General features: G+C 62.0%; 21 protein-coding genes and 1 tRNA gene. 16 read left to right on the top strand and 6 right to left on the bottom strand.

Annotation, left to right across the window (positions count from 1 at the left end):
* Positions 1 to 7 precede the first annotated feature (7 nt).
* Positions 8 to 457 carry a GatB/YqeY domain-containing protein gene (locus QP968_RS07225; protein ID WP_284855741.1) on the bottom strand — a complete coding sequence of 150 codons (450 nt, stop codon included), beginning with the start codon at positions 455 to 457 and terminating at the stop codon, positions 8 to 10.
* 34 nt (positions 458 to 491) lie between these two features.
* Here QP968_RS07225 and QP968_RS07220 point away from each other — a divergent pair, with 34 nt between their 5' ends.
* Together QP968_RS07220 and QP968_RS07215 are read left to right on the top strand one after the other, a co-directional pair.
* Positions 492 to 1,424 carry a metallophosphoesterase gene (locus tag QP968_RS07220; protein WP_284855740.1) on the top strand — a complete coding sequence of 311 codons (933 nt, stop codon included), beginning with the start codon at positions 492 to 494 and terminating at the stop codon, positions 1,422 to 1,424.
* Between the two features lie 88 nt (positions 1,425 to 1,512).
* Positions 1,513 to 1,589, top strand: a tRNA-Pro gene (locus QP968_RS07215).
* 303 nt (positions 1,590 to 1,892) lie between these two features.
* On the opposite strand, the gene QP968_RS07210 is transcribed toward QP968_RS07215, so the two are convergent.
* Complete coding sequence (locus tag QP968_RS07210; RefSeq protein WP_284855739.1) at positions 1,893 to 3,326, bottom strand: hypothetical protein; 1,434 nt, start codon at positions 3,324 to 3,326, stop codon at positions 1,893 to 1,895.
* A gap of 167 nt (positions 3,327 to 3,493) precedes the next feature.
* Here QP968_RS07210 and QP968_RS07205 point away from each other — a divergent pair, with 167 nt between their 5' ends.
* From QP968_RS07205 to QP968_RS07175, 7 genes are all read left to right on the top strand, one after another.
* A complete protein-coding gene (locus tag QP968_RS07205) occupies positions 3,494 to 6,427 on the top strand; it encodes a DUF4040 family protein (RefSeq protein WP_284855771.1) in 2,934 nt (977 codons plus the stop codon).
* Positions 6,424 to 6,813 (top strand): cation:proton antiporter subunit C, encoded by a 390-nt coding sequence (locus QP968_RS07200; protein ID WP_284855738.1) that lies wholly within the window; start codon positions 6,424 to 6,426, stop codon positions 6,811 to 6,813. Before QP968_RS07205 ends, QP968_RS07200 begins: the two co-directional genes overlap by 4 nt.
* Complete coding sequence (locus tag QP968_RS07195) at positions 6,813 to 8,342, top strand: monovalent cation/H+ antiporter subunit D family protein (protein WP_284855737.1); 1,530 nt, start codon at positions 6,813 to 6,815, stop codon at positions 8,340 to 8,342. The genes QP968_RS07200 and QP968_RS07195 overlap by 1 nt, the downstream gene beginning before the upstream one ends.
* A complete protein-coding gene (locus tag QP968_RS07190) occupies positions 8,342 to 8,833 on the top strand; it encodes a monovalent cation/H+ antiporter subunit E (RefSeq protein WP_284855736.1) in 492 nt (163 codons plus the stop codon). The genes QP968_RS07195 and QP968_RS07190 overlap by 1 nt, the downstream gene beginning before the upstream one ends.
* A 9-nt stretch (positions 8,834 to 8,842) precedes the next feature.
* Positions 8,843 to 9,109 carry a cation:proton antiporter gene (locus tag QP968_RS07185; RefSeq protein WP_284855735.1) on the top strand — a complete coding sequence of 89 codons (267 nt, stop codon included), beginning with the start codon at positions 8,843 to 8,845 and terminating at the stop codon, positions 9,107 to 9,109.
* On the top strand, positions 9,109 to 9,429 hold the full coding sequence (locus tag QP968_RS07180; protein ID WP_284855734.1) for a Na+/H+ antiporter subunit G: 321 nt from the start codon (positions 9,109 to 9,111) through the stop codon (positions 9,427 to 9,429). Before QP968_RS07185 ends, QP968_RS07180 begins: the two co-directional genes overlap by 1 nt.
* Before the next feature lie 188 nt (positions 9,430 to 9,617).
* On the top strand, positions 9,618 to 10,670 hold the full coding sequence (locus QP968_RS07175) for an HNH endonuclease signature motif containing protein (RefSeq protein ID WP_284855733.1): 1,053 nt from the start codon (positions 9,618 to 9,620) through the stop codon (positions 10,668 to 10,670).
* Positions 10,671 to 10,949: 279 nt separating this feature from the next.
* Here QP968_RS07175 and QP968_RS07170 read toward each other — a convergent pair whose 3' ends face one another.
* Positions 10,950 to 12,512: a catalase gene (locus tag QP968_RS07170; RefSeq protein ID WP_284855732.1), complete on the bottom strand. Its 1,563-nt coding sequence runs from the start codon at positions 12,510 to 12,512 to the stop codon at positions 10,950 to 10,952.
* Positions 12,513 to 12,686: 174 nt separating this feature from the next.
* On the opposite strand from QP968_RS07170, the gene QP968_RS07165 reads away from it, so the two are divergent.
* Entirely contained in the window at positions 12,687 to 13,229 is a 543-nt protein-coding gene (locus QP968_RS07165; protein ID WP_284855731.1) for an RNA polymerase sigma factor, read from the top strand.
* Here QP968_RS07165 and QP968_RS07160 read toward each other — a convergent pair.
* Both QP968_RS07160 and QP968_RS07155 read right to left on the bottom strand, forming a co-directional pair.
* The gene (locus tag QP968_RS07160) at positions 13,226 to 14,257 is read right to left on the bottom strand and encodes an aspartate-semialdehyde dehydrogenase (protein WP_284855730.1); all 1,032 of its coding nucleotides are present in this window, start codon (positions 14,255 to 14,257) and stop codon (positions 13,226 to 13,228) included. The genes QP968_RS07165 and QP968_RS07160 overlap by 4 nt on opposite strands.
* Before the next feature lie 40 nt (positions 14,258 to 14,297).
* Entirely contained in the window at positions 14,298 to 15,563 is a 1,266-nt protein-coding gene (locus QP968_RS07155; protein ID WP_284855729.1) for an aspartate kinase, read from the bottom strand.
* A 111-nt stretch (positions 15,564 to 15,674) separates the two neighbouring features.
* On the opposite strand from QP968_RS07155, the gene QP968_RS07150 reads away from it, so the two are divergent.
* Complete coding sequence (locus tag QP968_RS07150) at positions 15,675 to 16,532, top strand: DMT family transporter (RefSeq protein WP_284855770.1); 858 nt, start codon at positions 15,675 to 15,677, stop codon at positions 16,530 to 16,532.
* 3 nt (positions 16,533 to 16,535) lie between these two features.
* Here the strand turns inward: QP968_RS07150 and QP968_RS07145 are convergent, their stop codons facing one another.
* Entirely contained in the window at positions 16,536 to 16,964 is a 429-nt protein-coding gene (locus tag QP968_RS07145) for a DUF2871 domain-containing protein (RefSeq protein ID WP_284855728.1), read from the bottom strand.
* A 366-nt stretch (positions 16,965 to 17,330) separates the two neighbouring features.
* Between QP968_RS07145 and leuA the strand changes: the two genes are divergently transcribed.
* The 5 genes from leuA (at position 17,331) to QP968_RS07120 (ending at position 23,283) form a co-directional block, all read left to right on the top strand.
* Positions 17,331 to 19,169, top strand: coding sequence for a 2-isopropylmalate synthase (gene leuA, locus QP968_RS07140; RefSeq protein WP_284855727.1), 1,839 nt, complete (start codon positions 17,331 to 17,333; stop codon positions 19,167 to 19,169).
* Between the two features lie 66 nt (positions 19,170 to 19,235).
* Positions 19,236 to 20,213, top strand: a complete 978-nt coding sequence (locus tag QP968_RS07135; protein ID WP_284855726.1) for a hypothetical protein — start codon at positions 19,236 to 19,238, stop codon at positions 20,211 to 20,213.
* Positions 20,207 to 21,229 (top strand): DNA polymerase III subunit epsilon, encoded by a 1,023-nt coding sequence (locus QP968_RS07130; protein WP_284855725.1) that lies wholly within the window; start codon positions 20,207 to 20,209, stop codon positions 21,227 to 21,229. The genes QP968_RS07135 and QP968_RS07130 overlap by 7 nt, the downstream gene beginning before the upstream one ends.
* 46 nt (positions 21,230 to 21,275) lie before the next feature.
* A complete protein-coding gene (locus QP968_RS07125) occupies positions 21,276 to 22,568 on the top strand; it encodes a Mur ligase family protein (protein WP_284855724.1) in 1,293 nt (430 codons plus the stop codon).
* The gene (locus tag QP968_RS07120; RefSeq protein ID WP_284855723.1) at positions 22,561 to 23,283 is read left to right on the top strand and encodes a type 1 glutamine amidotransferase; all 723 of its coding nucleotides are present in this window, start codon (positions 22,561 to 22,563) and stop codon (positions 23,281 to 23,283) included. Before QP968_RS07125 ends, QP968_RS07120 begins: the two co-directional genes overlap by 8 nt.
* The last annotated feature ends 60 nt before the right edge of the window (positions 23,284 to 23,343 follow it).

Here is a 23,343-nt window from a genome sequence, read left to right as displayed (position 1 = left end):
AAAGCGCCTAAGCCAGACGCTCCCGCACCGCGGTGGACAGGCGCTTGCCGTCTGCACGACCAGCGGCCTTCTCCGTAGCCAGCTTCATCACTTGGCCCATCTCCTTCATGGAGGTGGCGCCGGTTTCGGCCACGGCTTCGTCGATAAGCTTGGCCACCTCTTCATCGCTGAGCTGCTCCGGCTGGTAATCCTCGAGCACAGCAACCTCGGCGAGCTCCGTATCCGCAAGATCCTGGCGTCCATTTTGCGTGTAGATCTCGGCGGATTCGCGGCGTTTCTTGATCTCGCGCGCGATGATCTTCAGCACCTCATCATCCGTGAGCTCGTGCTTCGTGCCTTCCGTTTCCTCAGTCTGAATCGCGGCGAGCAGCATGCGAATCGCACCAAGGCGGGTCTTATCCTTCGCCTTCATTGCTTCTTTGAGGTCGTAGGCGATCTTCACTTTCAGTTCACTCATGGTCCCGAGCGTAGTCGAGGGTAGTCTTGGGCGAATGAGGAAGCGTTTGGCACAAGTAGCCCGCGTGGGCGCAGGACTCGCAGGTCTCGGCGCGGCAGCGTTCGCGTTCGGCGTGAGTGAGTTAACAAAATTCCAGCTCAAAACATACGAGCTGCCCATTCTTCCGCCCGGCACGTTGCCACACAATCCGCTTATCGACGCCTCCCGGCCCCCCTCCTTCACCCTCCTCCACGTCTCCGACCTCCACATGATCCCGGGGCAGAAAACGAAGGTGGCGTGGGTCAGCGCCCTTGACGCGTTGAACCCGGATCTGGTGGTGAACACCGGCGACAACCTCTCCGATGAGCGCGCCGTCCCCGATGTCCTTAACGCCCTCGGCCCGCTGCTGGATCGCCCCGGCGTCTTCGTCTTTGGCACCAACGACTACTGGGCCCCACGCATGGTTAATCCGCTGAAATACCTGCTGGACCAGAAGCGCGAACCCTCGTACGTGGACCTGCCGTGGAAGGGCATGCGCGCCGCCTTCATCGAACGCGGCTGGCAGGACGCCACACACGCCCGCTTGGAATTCAAAGCTGGTGGCCTGAAACTCGCTGTGACTGGCACTGACGATGCCCACCACGACTTCGACGATTACGACTTTGTCGCCGGCGCCCCCAACCCCGCCGCCGACCTAGCCATCGGTGTCACCCACGCCCCCTACCGTCGCGTCCTCGACCGCTTTGAGGCTGACGGCTACGACCTAGTTCTGGCCGGCCACACCCACGGCGGACAAATCTGCCTCCCCGGTGGCCACGCCCTAGTGACCAACGCCGACATTGACCGGGGGCGCGCCTCCGGCCTCCACCGCTACGGCAAAATGTGGCTCGAAGTGTCCAACGGCCTAGGCACATCCAAGTTCGCCCCGGTACGCCTGTTCTGTCGCCCGTCCGCCAGCCTCATCCGGATCACCGAACGCCCGGAATAGCCCCGAGCTGGCGTTTTGGCAGTCTTCGCAGCGTGGACTAAAGTATCCCGAGTACCACACCACGGCCCCGGCCATGGTTTTGATACACCGGGATATGGCGCAGCTTGGTAGCGCGCTTCGTTCGGGACGAAGAGGTCGCAGGTTCAAATCCTGTTATCCCGACCACACATCAAACCCCCTCAGACGAGGGGGTTTTGCTTTTCTCTGCCCCGGGTGCGTGTAGGAAGTTACATTGCGAAAAATCGGCTCGGATGAAATCCCAGGTAGAAATTTTCTGCTGCTTGGTAGTTACCGGAGCAATGTAAACTTTTACACGAAAATGCACTGAAGGGCACCGCTGGGGGCAGCGATGCCCTTCATCTCACCCTGTCCTGAAACCTTTACCCGATTGCCAGGTACGGCAATACGTTATTGGAATGTATCGGCGGGCCTGGCCGTGATTCGCGGGTGGCGATGCTACGTGGTGTCTTACTGCTCCTCGTAGTAGTCCTCGTACTCATCCTCATCCACCGCGCGCGTGGTCATGGCCACGGCGGCGGCACCCAACAAGGCGAGGAAGGCGCTCAGCGCCACGCCGGTCCACATGGCGGTAGCGGAGCCCTGGTTGCCAGCGGCGGAGATGGCGGCGGTGGACCAGTGCATGGGCAGCGCGGAGGAGGCGGTGCGCCACACCAGGTCAACGTTGCCGGTGGCGGCGGTGGACCAGACCCAGCCGACGATGGCCATTTGCACCAGCCCGAAGATTCCGGCCACGGCGGTGCCACCAGTGCGGCCAAAGGAGGAACGAACAATCCAGGTGAAGCCGGCGGAGGCGAGGGTGACCAGCGCCAGGGCAAGACCACTCACTGCCAGGGCAAAGGGGCTCAGATTGGTGCCCAGGATGCCAACGAGGATGAGGCCGGCGGCAGTGATAAATGCAGTACCAATTCCGAGCGTGAGCCAGCGGTTACGGCCGCGCGCAGCGTAGGCGGCCAAGGCGAGAGCGATACCGGCGATGACGGCTAGGGCGCTCACCAGCATGGCGGCCAGCGGAGCAAGAGCAGAAGATGGCCCTTCAGACTCCGTGCCCGAGCCGGCGGCCACGGGCGCGGGTGCCGGCATGGCGCGCTGCACGTCGCTGATGCGGTCCTGGGTGGTGGTGGCCATATCGTCGATTTTGTATGCGCCGTCGACAAGTTCATCGATTCCACCGGTAGCGTCATCGACCTTGTTGTTCATCTCATTCAGGCCGTTGGCTAGGTCGCGGGCGCCGTTGGTGGCTGTGTAAATGCCGTCGTGGTAGGCGTAGCCAGGAACCGAGAGCTGGTTGGCCAGTTCGCGGGAGCCGTCCTTAAGCTCATTGAGCTGGGTGGTCATATCTTGGGGGATCTCGGCGGTTTCCACCTGGCGGCGCAGGTCCTCGAGCTGGGTGCGAAGATCTACCACCTGGGGGTCGCGGGAGTTTTTGGTGGTGCGCAGGGTGCTGTCAATGGCGGAGAGCACTTGGCCGCGAATGGCATCAAACCCGACGACTTGGTCAACTGCACCACCAACGGAATCGGCGAGGCGGGTGGCGCCATCAGCGAGTGCTCCGGTGCCGTTCTGCAGATCGACCATGCCCTTGGACAGTTGGTCCGCTCCATCGCGGGCAGCTTTGATGCCATCGGCCAGTTCACCTGAGCCGTCCTTGAGCTGGTCAGTGCCATCAACGAGTTTCTGCGTGCCCTGGACGAGGAAGCTGGCTTGCGCTGCGGCATCACCGGCGGCCCGGCGCGCACCTACGAATTGGTCTGGCCCGGCATAGGTAGCGGGGGCGCCAGTTGTTTCATCGGAGTTGGGGCTCGTCCACGTGGCGGCGGGGTTCATGGGGGAGATTGCCGCGACGACGAACACGACAAACGCAAGGACAACGTTCCACTTCATAGCGCAAAATGTAACGAATGTGACGGTTGTTTCTGGTGAGACACACCGCGAGGGAGGGCGTCGATAAGCAAAAAGCAACTGCGCCGACCACGCGCCCACCTGATACCGTGGACTACGTCCCATGGGTGGGCTGCCCGCGCACCCGCAACCAGAAATACCCCGTGCCTATGGCTCTTCTCATTGTTCTAGGGATCGTTGCCGCTTCTGTGGTTGCGTCCCCGGTGCTGGTGCGCGCGGCGGATCGCAGGGCTGGTTGGGTCCTGGGTCCCGTCATGCTCATCGCCGCCGGTGTTCTCACGCGCGCCCTCAACGGCGATGGTCCCCTCGTGTTTGAAACAACGTGGGCTGAGGATTTGCTCGGCCCCGGAACCACCGTTGATCTTGCATTACGCGCTGATGGGCTGAGTGCGTTCTTCGCGCTGCTTGCGTTGTGCATCGGTGGCATCGTGCTTATTTATTCGGCGGCGTATCTGCCCAAAAATGATGGCAATACGAGTTTTTACACCATCATGACGGCGTTCACGCTGTCGGTGCTGTTGCTCGTGCTTGCCGACGATGTGGTGCTGCTCTTCATCGGCTGGGAGCTCGTGTCCATCGCGTCCTTCCTGCTCATCGCCCGTTCAGGCTCGTCGGGTGAGGCGGGTTCCTTCCGTACTCTCGCGCTGACGTTCTTCGGTGGTCTTACGCTGCTGGCGGGCCTGGCTATCGCTGCGGTGACCACGGGCACTACCCGTTTGAGCGGGATCCTCGCCGCGGATGTGTGGCAGCAGGACAGCAAGATCGTCACCGGCGTGGCCGTGCTCATTGCTATCTCCGGCTTCACCAAAGCCGCGCAGTTCCCCTTCCATTTCTGGCTGCCGGAAGCCATGGCCGCCGCCACCCCGGTTTCCGCGTTCCTGCACGCCGCCGCGGTGGTCAAGGCGGGTATCTACCTGCTGCTGCGCTTCTCCACCATCTTCGCCGGCAATCCCACGTGGAATGTCCTCTTGGTTACGGCGGGTCTGGGCACGGCGCTCATGTCCGCGATCTTTGCCATCACGAAGACGGACCTGAAGCAGCTCACCGCTTACTCCACGGTCTCGCACCTGGGTTGGATCGTGGCGGCCGTGGGCGTGGGCACTCCGTTCGCGCTCGCCGCAGCGCTCGTGCACACGCTCGCCCACGCACTGTTCAAATCCTCCCTGTTCATGCTCATCGGTGTGATTGACCATGAGGCCGGCTCACGCGATATCCGCCGCCTGGGCCGCATGTGGGACAAGATGCCGTTCACGTTCGGCTCCCTTGTCATCGCCGCCGCATCGATGGCCGCGATCCCGCCACTGTTCGGCTTCGTGTCCAAGGAATCCATCCTGGATGCGTTCCACTCCACCGCGTACGGCCCGCTACTGCTCGCACTCGGTGGCCTCGCCGCGCTGTGCACCTTCGTCTACTCCGCCAAGATCGTCTTCGGCGCGTTCATCGACGGCCCGCGCGACATGTCCGACGTCCACGAAGCGCCGGTGTCCCTGTGGCTTCCAGCCGCGCTGCCCGGCCTCATGTCTGTGCCCGCGGTTTTTGCACTCTCGCTTATCGACGCCCCCGTGACCACCGCCGTCACCTCCATCGCCCCCACTTCCGCCTTCGAGTCGCATTTGGCTCTCTGGCACGGCGTGACCTGGCCATTCATCGTGTCCATGGTGGTCCTGGTGGCTGGCATCGGGTTCCTCTTCGTGCGCAAGCCGGTCTTTGCAGCACTGGAGAACAAGGCGTTGCTGCCGTTTACCGGCAATGACGTCTTGGCTGGTGTGGTGAAAGGCTCCGAACGTATTGGTCGTGCAGCCGGCGCCATGGCGAATAGCTTCAACCCCTCGCGCCACCTGGTCTGGTTGGTGGCCGTGATTGTGGGCATGGGGGCTGTCACCGCCCTGTTCACTACGGGTGTTGACGGCGTGGCCCCAGCACCACGCACAGACGATCTGGGTAACTACTGGGATCTCATCCCGCTGACCATCATCGGCGTGTCTGTCTTTGGTCTGATGGCCACGAAGAAGCGCATGACCGCAGCCATCTTGCTGGGCACCGCCGGTGTGGGCATGAGTTTGCAGATGCTACTGCTCGGTGCTCCTGACGTGGCACTGACTCAGTTCACGGTGGAAGCACTCACCATCGTGGTGATCATGATGGTGTTGCGCTACCAGCCCCGCCTTTTCCCGGAAACACCTGCGAAGCGCAAGACGTGGTCGATGCTCTTCGCGGCTGTGTCCGGCATCGTGGCATTCTTGGGCGTGTATGCGCTCACGGGACGTCGGGAACGCTCTGACCTGGCCATGTGGTACCTGTCCGAGGGTGGAAAGCTCACGGGTGCGGACAACATCGTGGCCGTGATCATCGTGGAATTCCGTGGCTTTGATACCTTAGGCGAACTTTCTGTCCTGGGCATGGCCGCAGTGGTTATCGCCGCTGTGACCGCCTCGGTACCGCGTCATGATTTCCAGGAAGGCACCCGCCCAGCACCGTTCGGTCAGTCGCGCCTGAACACGCTGCCGCTGCGGAAGGTAGCCAAGCTGATCACACCGATCCTCGTTGTGCTGTCCGTTCTCATCTTCTTCCGTGGCCACACCGCACCGGGTGGTGGCTTCATCGCCGCGCTCGTCCTGGCAACCGCGTTCGTGCTCAGCTACCTTTCCCAAGGCTCTGACCGCAACGCCGTGGGCCCGAAGACCCCGATTTATCTCACCGGTATTGGCATCATCGTGGCCATCTCCTCTGGCTTCCTCGGCTTCATCGAAGGTGGCTTCATGTATGCCATCCACGGTGAGATCGCCGGGCAACACATGACTACGTCCCTGATCTTCGACGCCGGTATTTACCTTGCGGTGCTGGGCATGCTCACCATGGCCATCAACGGCATGGGCGGTTACCTGCGCCCCGGCGCGAACCGCGAACAGTTGGACTACCACCGCGAAGGGGCCAATCCCCTGCCGGGTGTTCCCGAGATTTCCACGCCGGAAGGTGCCACGGAGTCCCACCCGAAGCCCATCAACCCGGCCGCGAAACCACTGGATTTGGCCAGCGCCATCGCCGCTGGATCGCGGAAGACCCCGAAGGGAGGCGCGAAATGATTTACGCAATCACAGTTGGAATCCTCATCGCCGGGGCGGTGTACCTGATCATGCAGCGTGGCATGGTGCGCATCATCTTCGGCATGTCCTTGTTTGGGCATGCCAGCAACCTGACGCTCCTTGCCGCCGGCAACGGTGCGTGGCGTGGGGAGGCCTTCCCCTCCCAAACCTCCATGGACCAGATGGCGGATCCCCTGCCACAGGCTTTCGTGCTTACCGCGATTGTCATCGCCATGGCCACCACGACCATCTTGCTGCTGCTTGCTGCGTTGGGGCGCGATGATGACACGATCGCGAACATCCTCGACGCTGACCAGGCTGCCAAGCTCGACCCGGATGCCCTCACCACCATGGGCCGCACTGCCCACAAGGGGGTGCGTGGCTAATGGCACCTGACGCATTACTTCCTGTCTTCGTTGCTCTGCCACTCATCGTTGCGGCAGTCACGGCGCTCTCGCCGTGGCGCATGCTTAACGACGCCTTGTCCCTCCTCATCCCCACCATCAACCTCGCCGGCGGCATGTGGCTGTACCTTTACACCGCGCAGCACGGCACTATTGGCCACATCATTGGCCTCTACCAGGGCGGAGCGGGAATCGCCTTTGCCGGGGACCAGTTCTCCGCGATCATGATCATCACCACCATGCTGGTGGCACTGATTTCCAACTGGTTCGCCATCGTCTCTGGTGAAACCCGCGCGCGCTATTACACACCGCTGACGCTGGTGCTCATCACCGGTGTGTCCGGTGCGCTGCTGACGGCAGACCTGTTCAACTTCTTCGTCATGATCGAGGTCATGCTGCTGCCCTCCTACGGCCTCATCGCCATGTCGGGCACGCGTCATCGCCTCCAGTCCGCACGCCTCTTCGTGCTGGTGAACCTCGCCGCATCGACCTTCCTGGTCATGGGCGTGGGCTATGTCTACGCCGTCACCGGCGCTGTGAACATCGGCGCACTCCAAGGTGCTGCCGCCGGCAACGGCCCCGTTACCGTCGCCATGGCCATCGTGGTCGCCGCCATCTGCGCGAAGGCCGCTGTGTTCCCGCTGCATACGTGGTTGCCGCGCACGTATACGTCGACAAGCGCTGCAGTGATGGGCCTCTTCTCCGGCCTGCACACGAAGGTCGCGGTGTACATGCTCTTCCGCATCTGGGTGGTCATTTTTGACATGGATACACGCTGGAACTGGCTGATCATCGGCGTGATGATCGTGTCCATGCTTGTCGGTGCCTTCGCCGGTCTTGCAGAATCCACCATCCGGCAGGTGCTCGGCTACCAGATGATCAACGGCATGCCATTCATCCTCATCATGCTGGCATTCACGCAGGAAGACGCCCGCTACGCACTCGCCGCCGGCCTGATGTACACCCTGCACCACATGATCACCATCGGCGCGCTGACACTGAACTCCGGCGCCATCGAAGAAACCTACGGCACCGGCACCCTGTCCAAACTCTCCGGCCTGGCGCGACGCGACCCCCTCACCGCAACCGTCTTCGCCGCCGGCGCATTCTCCGTCATCGGCTTCCCGCCATTTTCCGGCCTGTGGGGCAAACTCTCCCTCGTCTTCGCCGCCGCGCGCCCCAGCGACCTCGCCTCCTGGGTAGTCATCAGCGCGATCATCGTCGCCTCCTTCGGCGCGATGCTGGCCATGTTCCGCGTCTGGCGCGAAGTGTTCTGGGGTCGCCCGATGGACCGGTTCCCGGAAACCTTGAGGGTGCGGGGGGCGCTGGTGGCGCCGTCGATAAGCCTTATGCTCATTTCGCTCGGCATGTTCATCGCAGCCGGCCCACTGTGGGGCGCCGTGACGGACTCCGTGGATGCGCTGCTCGATGTGGACGCCTATTCCAACGCTGTCCTCGGCACCGACCCCATCGGTGTCCCTGACGCCGCAACCCTGCAAGGAGGCCACTAATGAAAACCATCCTCCACGGCATCCGCTACTTCTTCTGGATAGTCAAAGAAATCATGGTCGCCGGATTCGCCACCGCTCTCGCGGCGTTCCGCGCTGACTCCGGCATCCAACCCATTGTCATCTACTACCCCCTGCGCGTGGACAGCGAATGGGAACTGTTCTGGTTCTCCACCTCCGTCACCGCCACCCCATCCACGCTGGCCATGGGCTTCCGCGACACCGGCGCCGACCAGCCACGCATCATGCTCGTCCAAGCCGCCTTCGGCTCCAACCCCGAAGACGTCATCGCCGGCCTAGCCGACATGGAAGAACACGTCGCGCCGCGGGTTGCCGACACCCCCGTCGACCCCGCCCAGGTCCTGTGGGAACCCTACGAAGACCTACGCGACGCCACCAACCCCGACGCCGCTGACCCAGTGGATGCTGCTGACCAGGCACGGCGTGCGCGTCGTGCCCGGCGTGCGCGTCGTGCCCGGAATGGAAGGAAGTGACCCTCGCACATGTTTGAAGGAATCCTCATCGGCGCCATCGTGATCATAGTGGCGTGCGTGATCATCGGGCTGGTAGCCATCCTGCGCGACAAAGATGAACTCAGCCGCGCCGTGCTGGCGGACTACATCTTCTACGGCGGTGTCTGCCTTTACTTCGTATGGACGATCTTCAACGACACCTTCATCGGCTACGAAATCGCCATCCTCGCCGCACTCGTCTGCGGCGCCATCCCAACCCTGTCCATGTCCCGCATCATCTCGAGGGGGCGCCGCTAATGGCTCTCTGGCAGTACATCGTTCTCTTCTTCGTCGCCGTCGCCGTGTTCATGACGGTGGCCACCCTCATCCTGCAACTCCGCGCCCCCAACGCACTGACCCGCGTGAACCTCATGGGACCCCTGGTCTGCGTCGCCTTCCCGGCGCTCATCCTGGCCAAACTCACCGCGGACTGGGCCACCGATGGTTTCAACGCTGCGGACACCATCCGCGCTGTCATCGCCATCTTCGGCGTATGGATCGTCGGTTCCGTCGGCTCTTTCATCATGGGCCGCTCCATCCACGGCGTGACCGTGGTGGACCCGCGCGCCACTGGTTAATTCCATGGTAAGTGTCTGAAACTTTTTTGCCGGTTTGGGAACTCGTCCTGTTCCCGCTGGTGAAGGCTATGTTCCGCACTCTCCGGTGCGCGCTACCGCGCGCACCCCCTGTGGATAGTTTTTGGGTTATCCACAGGCTTTTTGGCCCTTAGCTGCACGTTTCTGATTTTCGGTTTAGTGTGCGTGGCATGAACACTTTTGCAGCACTAGTTACGGGTTTAACCAACCCGATCGAGACCCTGGCATCCTTTGATGCCAAGGTGCTCCTCGACGCTGGCTGCAAACCCGCCCTTGTACGCGAATGGACCAAAGTCCACAAGGTCTACTACGGGAAAACAAAGTTCACCCGCAAACAAGCCAACGCGATCACAGTGGCACGCTCGACGCAAAAGTCCTTGGATCAGCTTGCCTACATCGAATCATGTCTTGCCCTGTTGTCGGTCAAGGGAAACTACAAGACGCTGCAGCGTCGCGCTCAGGACATCGTGCCTGAGGTGGATAAACCTGCCCCGGAGCCAACAATCCGGTTTGGTCGCTCACGTAAAGCATCCCGCCCTATGAACATTATGGGCCCAGAACACGACATGGCAGCCATCGAGTACGCACTACGCCAAAAAGTCACCGGTGATGGGCCTGCAGGCCCACAGATGTATGAAGCATTCATGACCATCCTGGGCCTTCGCCCCAATGCTAAGGACGCACCAACCCAGGGTATTGCTCCTGCTGTCCCCCGTCCACTGATCCTCATCCCACTAGAAGAGCACACCAAGATCATCAGTGGTGCCGGCGACGATGTCATCCTGGGGCTAACCGATGGCACCACCATGACCGGTGCGGAATACTTGGCCCAGAATTTTGGGGACGTACTCGAAGTAGCGGTATTCCATCCACAACAAGGTGCGGTCAACCTGTATGACACACAACGGTTCGCTAACCAGAAACAACGCGACCTAGCCCGGGCACTATCACCAATGTGTCCGGTACCGGATTGTCGGCATGCGGCGGATAACTGTCAGGTCCACCACATCAAAGCCTGGTCGAAGGGTGGGTTAACCAACATGGATAACCTGGCCATGCTGTGCCGGTATCACAACCGCACCAACGACGACGACCCAGAACGCAGCTACCACGGCCGGGTGGACAACATCCGGGGCGCACCAATGTGGAGATCACCCCGCGGACACATCGTCCCGAATACCGTCCACCCCTTTGGAGCCATGACACTGCTCTACGGGCGGTAACCCACCAAGTAGCCGGCATGTCCGGCCATTTGGTGTGCCCAAAATCGGTTGGTTTGACTATGGCGAATCACGCACGGCATAACCGCAGGTCGCCGAACGCTGCACAGTGCGATAGTCAAACCGGCCCCCAGTTTCGCAAAAGGAAAACCCGCTCTCTAGCACCAGCTAATCACCAATGTTTGGCCGATATAGCGGGTTGTAGAAAGCGGGTTCTGCGCTATGGGCTTGGGCAGCGGGCGTGCCTTAGAAGGCGCTAGGACCTTCTAGCCTTCTAGCCTTCTAGCTCTGCTCGGCGCGCTTCTGTGCCAGCACCTCGCGGAGCTTGGTCTCCAGGTCAGCGTCCACGTTTCCCCAGTAGGCGAAGGTGCGCTCCTCAACGTCCTTGTCCTTGATGGGCAACATCTTGTTGGTCACGTTGTGGATGAAGCGCTCGCGCTCAGCGTCGTCGAAGACCTCGCGGTAGAGGGTGCCTGCCTGGCCGAAGTCGTCGTCCTCGGCATGTTTGACGTAGGCGGCGCGGACCAGGTCGGTGCCGTGCGGATCCGGGTTGACGTAGAGGTCCTCAGCCTGGCCGTAAGTGGTGTGGTTGGAGGAGGAATCCTCACCGTTGTCCAGGTAGCCAGCACCCTTGTCGGTGCGGTTCGGGGAGTAGTTCGGCTCGCCCTCATTGTTGAAGAAGTATGCCATTGGGCCACGCTCAGCGTAGGTGTTCACCGGCACAATCGGCTGGTTGACCGGCAGGTCCTTGTAGTTCGGCCCGATGCGGTAGCGGTGCTGGTCAGCGTAGGCGAAGACGCGGCCCTGCAGCATGCGGTCCGGGGACAGGCCAACACCAGGCACGATGTTGGATGGGTCGAGGGCCAGCTGCTCGATCTGAGCGTGGTAGTTCTTGGGGTTGCGGTTGAGGACGAAGTAGCCGACGTCGACAAGCGGGTAGTCCTTCTGCGACCAGGTCTTGGTCAGGTCGAAGGGGTTGAAGCGGTAGTTCTCCGCGTCCTCGAACGGCATGATCTGGACCTTGACGTCCCAGATCGGGTAATCGCCACGCTCGATGGCCTCGAAAAGGTCCTGGCGGTGGAAGTCAGCGTTCTCGCCGGCGACCTTGGCGGCTTCTTCGTCGGTGAAGCACTCCCAGCCCTGACGGGTCTTGAAGTGGTACTTGATCCACACCGCGTGGCCTTCGGCGTTGACCCACTGGAAGGTGTGGGAGCCGAAGCCGTCCTGGTGGCGGGAGGTCTTCGGGGTACCGCGGTCACCGAGGAGGTAGGTCACCTGGTGGGCGGATTCCGGGGTGCGGGTCCAGAAATCCCACTGCATTTCGTCGTTACGCAGGCCGGATGCTGGCTCGCGCTTCTGGGAGTGGATGAAATCCGGGAACTTAACCGGGTCGCGCAGGAAGAAGGTCGGGGTGTTGTTGCCCACGATGTCGTAGTTGCCGTCCTCCGTCCAGAAACGCAGGGCGAAGCCGTGGACGTCGCGCCAGGTGTCCGGGGAGCCGGCTTCACCAGCGACGGTGGAAAAACGAGCCGCCATCGGAGTAACGGTGCCCGGCTGTAACAGCTTGGCCTTGGTGTATTTGGACACGTCCTCGGTGATGTGCAGCTCACCAAAAGCGCCGTGGCCCTTGGCGTGTGGGATGCGCTCAGGGACGTTCTCACGGTTGAAGTGCGCAAGCTTTTCCACGAGGTGGATGTCATCCAGCAGATTCGGTCCCTGCGGGCCGGCGGTGATGGAAATGTTCTCCGATGCAACGGGCTGGCCACCCAGGCGGGTGGTCTTGCCGTCACCGGCGGGGCGCTCGCCCTTCTTCACAATGTCTTCTGCAGGTTTGTTGTCAGCCATTGAGAAGTCCTCCTTGGTTCTCCGAGTTATTGCGTTATCAGGATGTTCCCGAAGGTACGGAGGCATTCTGAGCCTTCTAAGAAATTGTCCTGGCTTATCCCTGATCGCTACCTGAATGTCCGCTGCGAAGCACCCACGTTAGCGGCGGGCTTCCTGCTGGTAACGTCAATTCTCGTGATAAAGAGGGACGATGCCTACGTGACGGAGTTGGCGCTGCGCGCCGGCCGTGGCGATAAGCAGGCGTTGTCTGAGTTCATTCGTGCAACGCAGGAGGATGTGTGGCGGCTGCTCGCGCATCTGGCGGGTCGGGAGCACGCGGATGATCTGACGCAGGAGACGTATCTGCGTGTGATGGGTTCGCTGCCGCGGTTTGCGGCACGGTCGAGTGCGCGCACGTGGTTGCTCTCCCTCGCTCGCCGCACGTGGGTGGATTCGGTGCGGCACGACATGGCGCGCCCGCGTAAGGCTGCGGTCGAGTATGACGATGTCGCGGGACAGCAGCCAAGCCCCGATAATTCGAATACGTGGAGCGAAGTGTTGGATGCACGTTCGCTTCTCGACGATCTCCCCACCGAACGCCGCGAAGCCCTCATCCTCACCCAGGTGCTGGGTTATACGTATGAGGAGGCAGCCAAGATCGCTAACGTGCGCGTGGGCACGATCCGTTCACGAGTAGCCCGCGCCCGCCGGGATCTTGTGGCGGGCGCGGGGGATTAAACCAGCAGCTCAGCAATCTGAACCGTGTTGAGCGCAGCACCCTTGCGCAGGTTGTCGCCGGAGACGACGAAGATGAGACCACGGTTACCGTCCACGACCTGATCCTGACGGATGCGACCGACGAGGGAATCATCCTTGCCTGCCGCTTCGAGCGGGGTAGGCACATCAACGACGGTGACACCCGGCGCAGCCTCGAGAACGCGCTTGGCGTCTTCCGGGGTGATCTCACGCTCGAACTCAGCGTGCACGACCATGGTGTGGCCGGTGAACACCGGGATGCGCACGCAGGTGCCGGAGACCTTCAGGTCCGGCAGGCCGAGAATCTTGCGGGATTCGTTGCGGAGCTTCTGCTCTTCGTCGGTTTCAAAGGTGCCGTCGTCCACAAAGTTGCCGGCCATCGGCAGTGCGTTGAAGGCGATCGGCGCGACGTAGGGGCCGCAGTCAGCTGGCGCCAACACTGAACCGTCGTGGGTGAGGTCCACGTTGTGGTCGCCCACCTCAGCAACCTGCTTCGCCAGCGTTTCCACACCGGCCAGGCCGGAACCCGAGACTGCCTGGTAGGAGGCGACGCGCATGGTGGTGAGCCCGGCTGCGTCGTGAAGCGCTTTGGCTACGGGCATGACAGCCATCGTTGTGCAGTTGGGGTTAGCAATGATCCCCTTCTTCAGGCCCGTAACCTCGTCCGGGTTGACCTCGGAGACGATGAGCGGGACCTCATCATCCTTGCGCCATGCGGAGGAGTTGTCCACCACGGTGGCACCCGCCGCGGCGAAAACCGGAGCCCACTCCTTGGAGGTTGAACCACCAGCAGAAAACAGGGCAATGTCCACGTCCTGCACGGATTCGGGCGTGACCTGGGTGAGGTCCTCCACCACGATCTGCTCGCCGCGGAACTCAAGCTCCTTACCGGCTGAGCGCGGGGACGCGAAGAAACGGACCTTGTCCGCGGGGAAGTTACGCTGCGCCAAAATATCGCGCATGACCTGGCCGACCTGGCCAGTTGCGCCGACGACTGCGACCGTAGTCAATGAATTACTCCAATCTGCTTTCGCGTTTCAAGGATGGGCTTTAGCGCCCGGTCCCTGCGTACACCACGGCTGGCTCGTCGCCACCGAGGTCGAACTTCTCGTGGATCTCGCGCGCAGCATCCTCCATGTCCGCGCGGCGAACAACGGCGGTGATACGGATTTCAGAGGTGTTGAGCATCCCGATGTTGATGCCCTTGTCGCGCAGTGCCTCCGTGAAGTCAGCGGTGACGCCCGGGTGGGACTTCATGCCAGCGCCGACGAGGGAGACCTTGGCAATCTCATCGTTGTAGGTAACGTTTTGCCACCCCTCACGCTGCACCAGGTCTTCGAGCAGCTTCATGCCGCGCGGGCCATCAGCGATGGGGAGGGTGAAGGTGATGTCGGTGGTGTTGTCATGCAGCGATGAGGTGTTTTGCAGGACCATGTCAATGTTGATCTCTGCATCAGCGAGCACGCGGAACACCTTCGCGGCCTCACCCGGCACGTCCGGGATACCAAGGACGGTGATCTTTGCCTCAGAATCGTCGGTGGCCACACCAACCAGAACTGCTTCTTCCACGGGGATATCCTCCATCGCTCCGGACACCAGCGTGCCGGGGTCGTTGCTGTAAGACGAGCGTACTCGCATGGGAACATTGAATGCGCGGGCGTATTCGACGCTGCGCAGAACCAGAATTTTTGAGCCGGACGCGGCAAGCTCGAGCATCTCCTCGAAGCAGATGTGATCAAGCTTCTTCGCATCAGACACGATGCGTGGGTCAGCGCTGTACACACCGTCGACGTCGGAGTAGATCTCGCACACGTCAGCTTCCAACGCTGCTGCCAGTGCCACTGCTGTTGTGTCTGAACCGCCGCGGCCAAGGGTGGTCACGTCACGGGTGTCACGGTTGACGCCTTGGAAGCCGGCGACGATGGCGATCTTGCCTTCGTCGATAGCATCCTGCACGCGCCCCGGGGTCACCTCAAGGATGCGGGCATTGCCGTGGCGCTCGGTGGTGATCACGCCGGCCTGCGAACCGGTGAAGGACTGCACAGGCGCACCGTAGGACGCGATGGCCATTGCCACCAGGGAGTTTGAGATGCGCTCACCCGCAGTCAACAGCATGTCCATCTCACGCGGCGGTGGCGTGGGGTTGACCTGCGCCGCTAAATCAAGCAGCTCATCCGTCGTGTCGCCCATCGCGGAACAGACAACCACAACATCATTGCCCGCTTTTTGCGTATCGACGATCCGTTTCGCCACCGCACGAATCCTCTCCGCACTCTCGAGAGAGGACCCGCCGTACTTTTGGACGATCAGTGCCACAGTTCGCCTTTCTTCTATCCCGGGCCATCCACCCGACCAATGTGCGGTACCTACTTTACGGGTACGCGCCCCAAGTTTTGTTGTCATACATTCACTGACCGGTTGACTACCATGCTGTGCGTGCATAACAACACCCTCGCCGTCGTCTTCGCGCTTCTATCGGCGCTGACGATCGCCATTGGAACGGTGTGGCGCCACCAAATTGTTCTTCGCCACAACGCGGAACACGAAAACTCGGTTGGCGCAATCGGCGCCATGAAGCGCCCCGTTTGGTGGCTCTCTTTGTCCTTAGCGTGGCTGGCTTATGGCTTCCAGGCGGTGGCGTTGAGCTTCGGCGCACTACTGGTGGTGCAGCCAGTACTGGTGTTATCGCTGCTCATGACCTTGATTCTGTCCGCCCGAGTAGAAAAACGGCGGATGGAACTGGACGAATCCTTCTGGGCAACGGTGCTCACCATTGCCGTGGGTGTTCTGATCATCCTTGGCCGGCCAACACCGGGTACCCGCATGGCATCGGGGAAAGAATGGCTCCTGGCCGTGGGGTTGGGGGTGGTGGCGATGGTGGTCACGGTGATCGTCGCAAAGCGACAAACCTCTGTCTTTCGCGCCTTTCTTTTGGGCGCGGTGTGCGGTGCGATCTTTGGCTACCTGGCGGTCTTTTCCAAGACCACCGTCGATGCGTTCGTGCGTGGCGGCCTGACGGAAATGGCCACGACCTGGCCTTTGTACGCGCTGCTCGCGGCTGCTGTTGTGGGCACGATCGTGCAGCAATACGCATTCGGGGCAGGCAACCTGTCACAATCCCTGCCCGCGATGAAAATCTTTGAGCCACTACTGGCCTACACCCTTGGCATGGCGCTGTTGGGCGAAAAATTTACCGTCACCACCATGTCGGGCTGGGCCCTCATGGCAGTGGCGGTAGTGGCGATGTTCACCGCGACGTACTTCCTGTCGCGGAAATCGGTTTAGCGTTTAGGCCTTAACTGGAGCGGGGCCCTTGATCGCACGACCCAGGGCAACCATGAAGCAGGTCAAGCCAATGGTGAGGAAGATGTGGCCAAGACCAGCGATACCGGAGATCATCGCGTTGCCCTCCTGTCCCAGCACCGTGAGGCTGCCGTGCCAGACCATCATGCCGGTGGTGATAATGACGCCGAGGTTGTACGTCCAGAAAAATGTGGTGAACAGCTTCCCGGCGCGCGATACGGCGAAGGCCTTCTCCAGCGCCAGGAAGATGAGGAAAGCGAAGAAGCCCAGCATGAGCAGGTGCGTGTGGGTCACGCCGAGCTGGGTGAACTCCCCTGCCGGGAAGTCCTGGATCTTGGTGAACTCACGGTAGTAAAGGCCAGCACACAAGCCCAGGATCAAATAAACAACAGCGGATTGGAACAGGGACTTCATGGAAAACTCCTTCCCAGCCGGCATACCGGCTGGTGATAAAAAGGCAAACTTGTAAATGCAAGTCCCACCCTAACCGCCAAAAGGGCATCGTTCAAAAGATGTAGGGTGCCCTAACGTGCACGTAAAGCACACCTAATACTCACGTAATGCTTGCGCGCGCTCTCTTCTTGGCTACGATGTGAACCATGTCATCGGCTACCGCACCGCATGTGGCGGCTCACCACCGAGGAGCTGCCCTACTTCTAAGCCGCGGCGGGTTCTAGGCCATCACTTCACGGCCGGCACCCCGTCGCGGAGTAAGTCATGCCGGCCGTGCCCCACTTTTCACTCCTGATTTTCAAGGACCTAGCTTTTAAGGATCTAGCCATGACCCCTTCTGATTCCCACATCGCACCGCCCGCTGAAACCCGCAAGCCTAACGGTCCACGTAACCCCGGCCAGCCGGCGTGGAACACCCAGCGTGGCTCCTCAATGCCGTTCGAGCGCTACTTGCCTTTTGCCAAGGAAGTAGAAGACATCGCCCTGCCAGACCGCACCTGGCCGGACAAGAAGATCACCGTAGCGCCTCAGTGGTGCGCGGTGGATCTTCGCGACGGCAACCAGGCATTGATTGATCCGATGAGCCCGGAGCGCAAGCGCCGCATGTTCAAGCTGCTTGTGGAGATGGGCTACAAGGAAATAGAGGTCGGTTTCCCCTCCGCTTCCCAGACGGACTTCAACTTTGTGCGCGAGATCATCGAAGAGGACATGATCCCGGAGGACGTGACCATTCAGGTTCTCGTCCAGGCGCGCGAGCACCTCATCCGCCGCACCTTCGAGGCGTGTGCCGGTGCACCGCGTGTGATCGTCCACTTCTACAACTCCACGTCGAAGCTGCAGCGTGAAGTGGTGTTCCGCAAGGACCGCGCAGCGATCAAGCAGTTGGCCACGGATGCGGCCGAGCTGATCAAGAATATTGCGAAGGACTACCCAGACACTCACTGGCGTTGGGAGTACTCACCGGAATCCTTCACCGGCACGGAGCTGGACTTCGCCGCTGAGGTGTGCGACGCAGTGGTGGACGTCATGGAAGCCACCCCGGAGAACCCCATGATCATCAACCTGCCGGCCACGGTGGAAATGATCACGCCGAATGTGTACGCCGACTCCATCGAGTGGATGCACCGCAATTTGAAGAAGCGCGATTCCATCATCTTGTCGCTCCACCCCCACAATGACCGCGGCGAGGGCGTGGCAGCAGCAGAGCTGGGCTACTTGGCTGGCGCGGACCGCATTGAGGGCTGCCTCTTCGGCAACGGTGAGCGCACCGGCAACGTCGACTTGGTCACCTTGGGCCTGAATATGCTGACCCAGGGCGTTGACCCGCAGATTGATTTCTCTGACATCGCCGGCATCCGCGAGACGGTGGAGTACTGCAACCAGCTGCGCGTCCCCGAGCGCCACCCGTACGGCGGCGATCTGGTGTTCACGGCGTTCTCCGGTTCGCACCAGGACGCGATCAACAAGGGCCTCGACGCGTTGGCACAGAAGGTCCGCCCGGATGCGTCCTCCACGGATGTTGCGTGGGAGGAGCTGCGCGAAACCGTGTGGGAGGTCCCGTACCTGCCCATCGACCCGAAGGATGTGGGCCGCGATTACGAGGCAGTGATTCGCGTGAACTCCCAGTCCGGCAAGGGTGGCGTGGCCTACATCATGAAGACGGACCACGGCATCAATATGCCTAAGCCAATGCAGGCAGAGTTCTCCTCCGTTGTGCAGGCCATCACGGACTCGGAGGGTGGAGAGGTCAATTCCAAGAACATGTGGGATGTCTTCGCCGGCGAGTACCTGGACGTGGAGACCCCGCTTGAGCTGATCAGCCTCCACGTCGATGCGGCTGAGACGGATGAGGATGAGGCAACCGTGAAGGCCGGCGTGGTCTACAACGGTGAGACCACCACGATCACGGGTTCCGGCAACGGGCCGATTGCCGCTTTCGCCGACGCGCTGCGTGGGCTTGGCTTGGACTATGAGGTGACGGACTACAGCCAGCAGGCACGCACCGCTGGCCGGGATGCGGATGCGGTGTGCTTCATCCGTTCCTCTGTCGCCGGTTCGGATGCGTGGGGCGTGGGCATTGCTGGTTCCACCACCCGCGCGTCCATCAAGGCCATGGTTTCCGCAGCCAACCGCAGCCTGAATATCAGGCAGCCTTTGGGCCAGTAACCTCGGCGCGACTAGGCTCTTTCACAAGAGCTTTAGCTGTTTGTTTCACGCGGATGGGAGGTGGACATGAGCAACGATGCTGCCAATGCAGGTAGTAGTCGCGCTGACCTGTCCCCGCACACGCAAAGTGTGTGGTTGCCCACGGGCACTCCCCGCGTGATTTACCTCGATGAAGCTGGGGCTTCTGCCACCGGTGTGCAGACTGATGGGGCGCGCGTCGCGGTGGAAATCGGTTTCGATGCCGCCGGTGAGGTTGTCGCCCGGATGGACGGCACGATCGTGGGTGAGCTGGATGGGGCCGCAGGCATTGAGCTCAGCCCGTCCTTGCGCATGCTGGAAAGTCGCGGGTTGATCGCGCTTGCGCACGGCGTTTTTTCGCTTATCGACGACACCCCAGTCCTCACCATCCACGCCAACCCCCTCGGCCCCGTCCCTGAGGATCTGCCCGCCGAGGTGGAGCCAGTCACTCCTGCCCCTCTCCCCCACAATGAAGCCTTCGTCGCCGATGCGGTGGCGGAAGAGGCAGCGCAGGAAGCGGATGCAGAGGGCACTGCACAGCGGGGTGCTGGCCGCCGGATTGACCTGTCCGCCTTCCTCAACATTCAGACCGCAGCCGTGTTGTGCGCTGCCATCGCGTTGGGCGTGGTGGGGTTGATCGCGTATTCCACCGGTGTTGATGAGCGCGCCCGGGAAATCAATGCCTACGTGAGCGACTCCAACACCTCCAGCACGTCGCACACCACGAGTTCTGCTGCTTCGTCAGAGCCGACGACGTCCACGGAGGAATCCACGACCCCCGAAACTGAGTCGCCTGCACCGGAGCCTGCGCCGGTGAACCCGAACCCGGCCCCTGCCCCGCAGAACTACATTCCTGCCCCTGCTCCTCCGCGGGCGCCCGTAGCCCCAGCACCACCGGCGCCAGCACCAGCCCCAGCACCACCGGCGCCAGCACCAGCCCCTGCACCGGCGCCAGCACCAGCCCCTGCTCCGCGCCAGAACCCGAATGCGCCTGCACCCGTACCCATTTTGGAGTTGCAGTGGTAAACAACAACGACGCCCCCGTCGCTAAGCCGAACCTCACGGAGCTTTACCCATACGTTGCCCTGTATCCGCAGGCCACGAACATCCACCCGAACACCGGACGCCTAGTCACCCTTGACGGTGTGGCCTTCAATGATGCGGGTGAGGTTGGCGATGAGTTCCACGCCATCTTCAACACTGGCGGGGATCCCGGTCCGCGCCATATGCACGGCGTCGACTACAGCTTGTTTGACCGAGCGCCGAAATTCGGCCGCCACCTGCGCACCCTGGATCGCTTCATCGATGGGCGCACGCTCATCGTCCACGATGCGCCGTTTGCGTGGGGGTTCATCGTGTCCGAATCCCGCCGCGCCATGAATGCGGCCGCGCGCGCAAACCGTTCCCGGAACCGCAGGCAAGGCCGACGGCGGCAGCGGGTGGGGCATGTGCCAACGCCGATTGGGATCGTCGATACGCTTGCGACTGCGCGGAAACAGGGAACCGTAGGCACGGATGCGCGCCTTGATGCTGTGGCCGCGAAGGCCGGCATTGACCTGCCGTCTGCGGAGGCGAGTGTGGCGCGTGCTGCGGAGCCCGAGGAGACAACCTCACGTGCACGCAGCCTCGCTTTAATGCAGCTCTACCTGCACCAACGTGAGGCCGGCGACGTGGCCAAGCGCACACCCGATGAGTTGACCAACGACCGCTTTGGGCTGCAACGCTCCCGCATTCGCATCCAGGCGGAGAAGGCCGAGCCAACGAAGGGTAACCCGGGCGTATACACCGCGAAATCTGGCTTGCGCCCCGGCATGGAAGTGGTGGTCACAGATGATGTGGCCGCGGATCATGATGAGATCGTGCAAGCCATCCTGGATGCGGGCATGGTGTACACGGAGAAGCTCTCGCGTGAAACATCGCTGGTGATCAGCAACATCACCGGCCCAGCCTCCCAACTGCGCGGCAAGGCAATGCACGCGGAGCGCAAGAATATTCCACTGCTTACGGACGACGAATTTTTCACCATCCTCCGCAACCAATAAGCGCGCCCCCACGGTGCTTTCCCGTGATCGTCTAGAGTTCTATCCCATGAGTTCGAGCACCCCCGACACTGGGAAAACAGGGCCGTTTCAACGCTTGCGTTCCACAGTCGCAGTGACCGCAGCGAAGCTTGCAACCACCGCCTCCCGCGCAACTGGACGCGGTGCCGGCGGCATGATCGGCGGCCTGGTCGCCGGCACGATTGACCCGAACATCTTGGACCAACTCGCCGGTCGTCCCACCATCCTGGTCACCGGCACGAATGGTAAATCCACCACCACTCGCATGCTGGTGGGTGCCCTGCGCACCAAGTTCAGCGTGGCCTCCAATGATGGCGGCGACAACATGGATGCGGGCATCATCTCTGCCCTACTCGCCGACACCTCTGCATCCCACGTGGTACTGGAGGTCGATGAGCTGCACGTCCCCGCCATCGCACACCGCCTCAAACCGGAAGCCCTCGTGTTGCTCAACCTCACGCGCGACCAGCTTGACCGCGTGGGGGAGATCAACTCCATCGAACGCGCCCTGCGTAAAACCGTGGAGCTCCACCCGAACATGACCGTGGTGGCCAACTGCGATGATGTGCTGATGACCTCCGTGGCCTACGACGCCCCACGCGTTGTCTGGGTCTCCGCCGGCGCCGGCTGGTTGGGGGATTCCGTATCCAACCCCCGCGGTGGCGGACACATCGTGCGCACCGAGGAGGACTGGTACGCCACCACACCTCTCAAGGACGGCCGCGAGTTCCGCCGCCCCACCCCGCAGTGGACCGTGACCGATGAGGGCCTGACCTCCCCCAACGGCACCAACCACCCGCTCAACCTGGCCCTACCAGGTCGCGCCAACCGTGGCAACGCCGCCCAAGCCGTGGCCGCCGCCGTGGACGTGTACGGCGTGGACACCGCCGCCGCAATCGCAGCAACGGAGCAGGTCGACGACGTCGCCGGCCGCTACACCACCATCACCTGGGACGGCCGCGACATCCACCTCCTCTTAGCCAAGAACCCAGCCGGCTGGCAGGAGGCTCTGTCCATGGTGAACCGGGATGCCGACGGCCTAGTCATCGCCGTCAACGGCCAGCAAGGCGATGGTGAGGATCTCTCCTGGCTTTGGGACGTCAAGTTCGAAGAATTCGACGACATCGCCGTGAAAGCCTCCGGTGAACGCGGCACTGACCTCGCAGTGCGCCTGCTGTACGCCGGCATTGCACACGAACTCATCCACGACCCACTAAAGGCCATCCAAGCCTGCCCACCGGGCAAGATCGAGGTCCTGGCCAACTACACCGCGCTACTCAACCTGAAGAATGCGCTGCTCAAGGAGGTTTCCCATGGCTGAGAAACTGACTATCGGCCTCATCCTGCCCGACATCCTGGGCACCTATGGCGATGACGGCAACGCCCTCGTCCTCCGCGGCCGCGCCCGTATGCGCGACATCAACGCCGAAATCATCCCCATCAAACTCGGCGAGCCCGTCCCCGACGACCTCTCCGCATACACCCTCGGCGGCGGCGAAGACTCCGCACAGGTCCTCGCGGCCTCACACCTCATCGCCGATGGTGGCCTCGCCCGCGCCGCGGCCAACCAGCGCCCCATCTTCGCCGTGTGCGCTGGCCTGCAGATTCTCGGCGTTTCCTTCCGTGCGCACGGCCAGCTCGTCGACGGCCTCTCGCTTATCGACGCCACCACCTCCCCCCTCCCCTCCCGCTCCATCGGCGAAGTCGTATCCACCCCCACCCACGCCGGAATCACCAAAGAGTTGTCGCAGCCCCTCACCGGCTTTGAAAACCACCTCGGCGGCACCGTCCTCGGCCCCAACGCCCAGCCCCTGGGTGCCGTCCGCACTGGTAACGGCAATGCCGCCGGCGGCACCAATGGTGAAGGCGCCGTGCAGGGCAGCGTCATCGCTACCTACATGCACGGTCCCGCTTTGGCCCGTAACCCAGAGCTGGCTGACCTGATCCTCGCCCGCGCCCTCGGCATCCCCCTCGCCGATCTCGAACCCCTCGAGCTTCCCGAGGTGGACCGCCTCCGCGCCGAGCGCATGCACTAAGCCTTCCCCACTGCCCTTCCTTTCCCTTTCCTGCCTCCCCTCTTCCCCTTTCCCGCTTAC

It is taken from the genome of Corynebacterium sp. MSK041 (genome assembly GCF_030232265.1).
Lineage (GTDB): Bacteria > Actinomycetota > Actinomycetes > Mycobacteriales > Mycobacteriaceae > Corynebacterium.
Note: the sequence above shows the minus strand (reverse complement) of the source record. Positions and strands in the feature narration are given on the sequence as shown.

Bases quoted from the DNA above. Each gene is read 5' to 3' on its own strand.
- QP968_RS07225 (WP_284855741.1), bottom strand. From the start codon at position 457: ATGAGTGAACTGAAAGTGAAGATCGCCTACGACCTCAAAGAAGCAATG.
- QP968_RS07220 (WP_284855740.1), top strand. From the start codon at position 492: ATGAGGAAGCGTTTGGCACAAGTAGCCCGCGTGGGCGCAGGACTCGCA.
- QP968_RS07210 (WP_284855739.1), bottom strand. From the start codon at position 3,326: ATGAAGTGGAACGTTGTCCTTGCGTTTGTCGTGTTCGTCGTCGCGGCA.
- QP968_RS07205 (WP_284855771.1), top strand. From the start codon at position 3,494: ATGGCTCTTCTCATTGTTCTAGGGATCGTTGCCGCTTCTGTGGTTGCG.
- QP968_RS07200 (WP_284855738.1), top strand. From the start codon at position 6,424: ATGATTTACGCAATCACAGTTGGAATCCTCATCGCCGGGGCGGTGTAC.
- QP968_RS07195 (WP_284855737.1), top strand. From the start codon at position 6,813: ATGGCACCTGACGCATTACTTCCTGTCTTCGTTGCTCTGCCACTCATC.
- QP968_RS07190 (WP_284855736.1), top strand. From the start codon at position 8,342: ATGAAAACCATCCTCCACGGCATCCGCTACTTCTTCTGGATAGTCAAA.
- QP968_RS07185 (WP_284855735.1), top strand. From the start codon at position 8,843: ATGTTTGAAGGAATCCTCATCGGCGCCATCGTGATCATAGTGGCGTGC.
- QP968_RS07180 (WP_284855734.1), top strand. From the start codon at position 9,109: ATGGCTCTCTGGCAGTACATCGTTCTCTTCTTCGTCGCCGTCGCCGTG.
- QP968_RS07175 (WP_284855733.1), top strand. From the start codon at position 9,618: ATGAACACTTTTGCAGCACTAGTTACGGGTTTAACCAACCCGATCGAG.
- QP968_RS07170 (WP_284855732.1), bottom strand. From the start codon at position 12,512: ATGGCTGACAACAAACCTGCAGAAGACATTGTGAAGAAGGGCGAGCGC.
- QP968_RS07150 (WP_284855770.1), top strand. From the start codon at position 15,675: ATGCTGTGCGTGCATAACAACACCCTCGCCGTCGTCTTCGCGCTTCTA.
- QP968_RS07145 (WP_284855728.1), bottom strand. From the start codon at position 16,964: ATGAAGTCCCTGTTCCAATCCGCTGTTGTTTATTTGATCCTGGGCTTG.
- leuA (WP_284855727.1), top strand. From the start codon at position 17,331: ATGACCCCTTCTGATTCCCACATCGCACCGCCCGCTGAAACCCGCAAG.
- QP968_RS07135 (WP_284855726.1), top strand. From the start codon at position 19,236: ATGAGCAACGATGCTGCCAATGCAGGTAGTAGTCGCGCTGACCTGTCC.
- QP968_RS07125 (WP_284855724.1), top strand. From the start codon at position 21,276: ATGAGTTCGAGCACCCCCGACACTGGGAAAACAGGGCCGTTTCAACGC.
- QP968_RS07120 (WP_284855723.1), top strand. From the start codon at position 22,561: ATGGCTGAGAAACTGACTATCGGCCTCATCCTGCCCGACATCCTGGGC.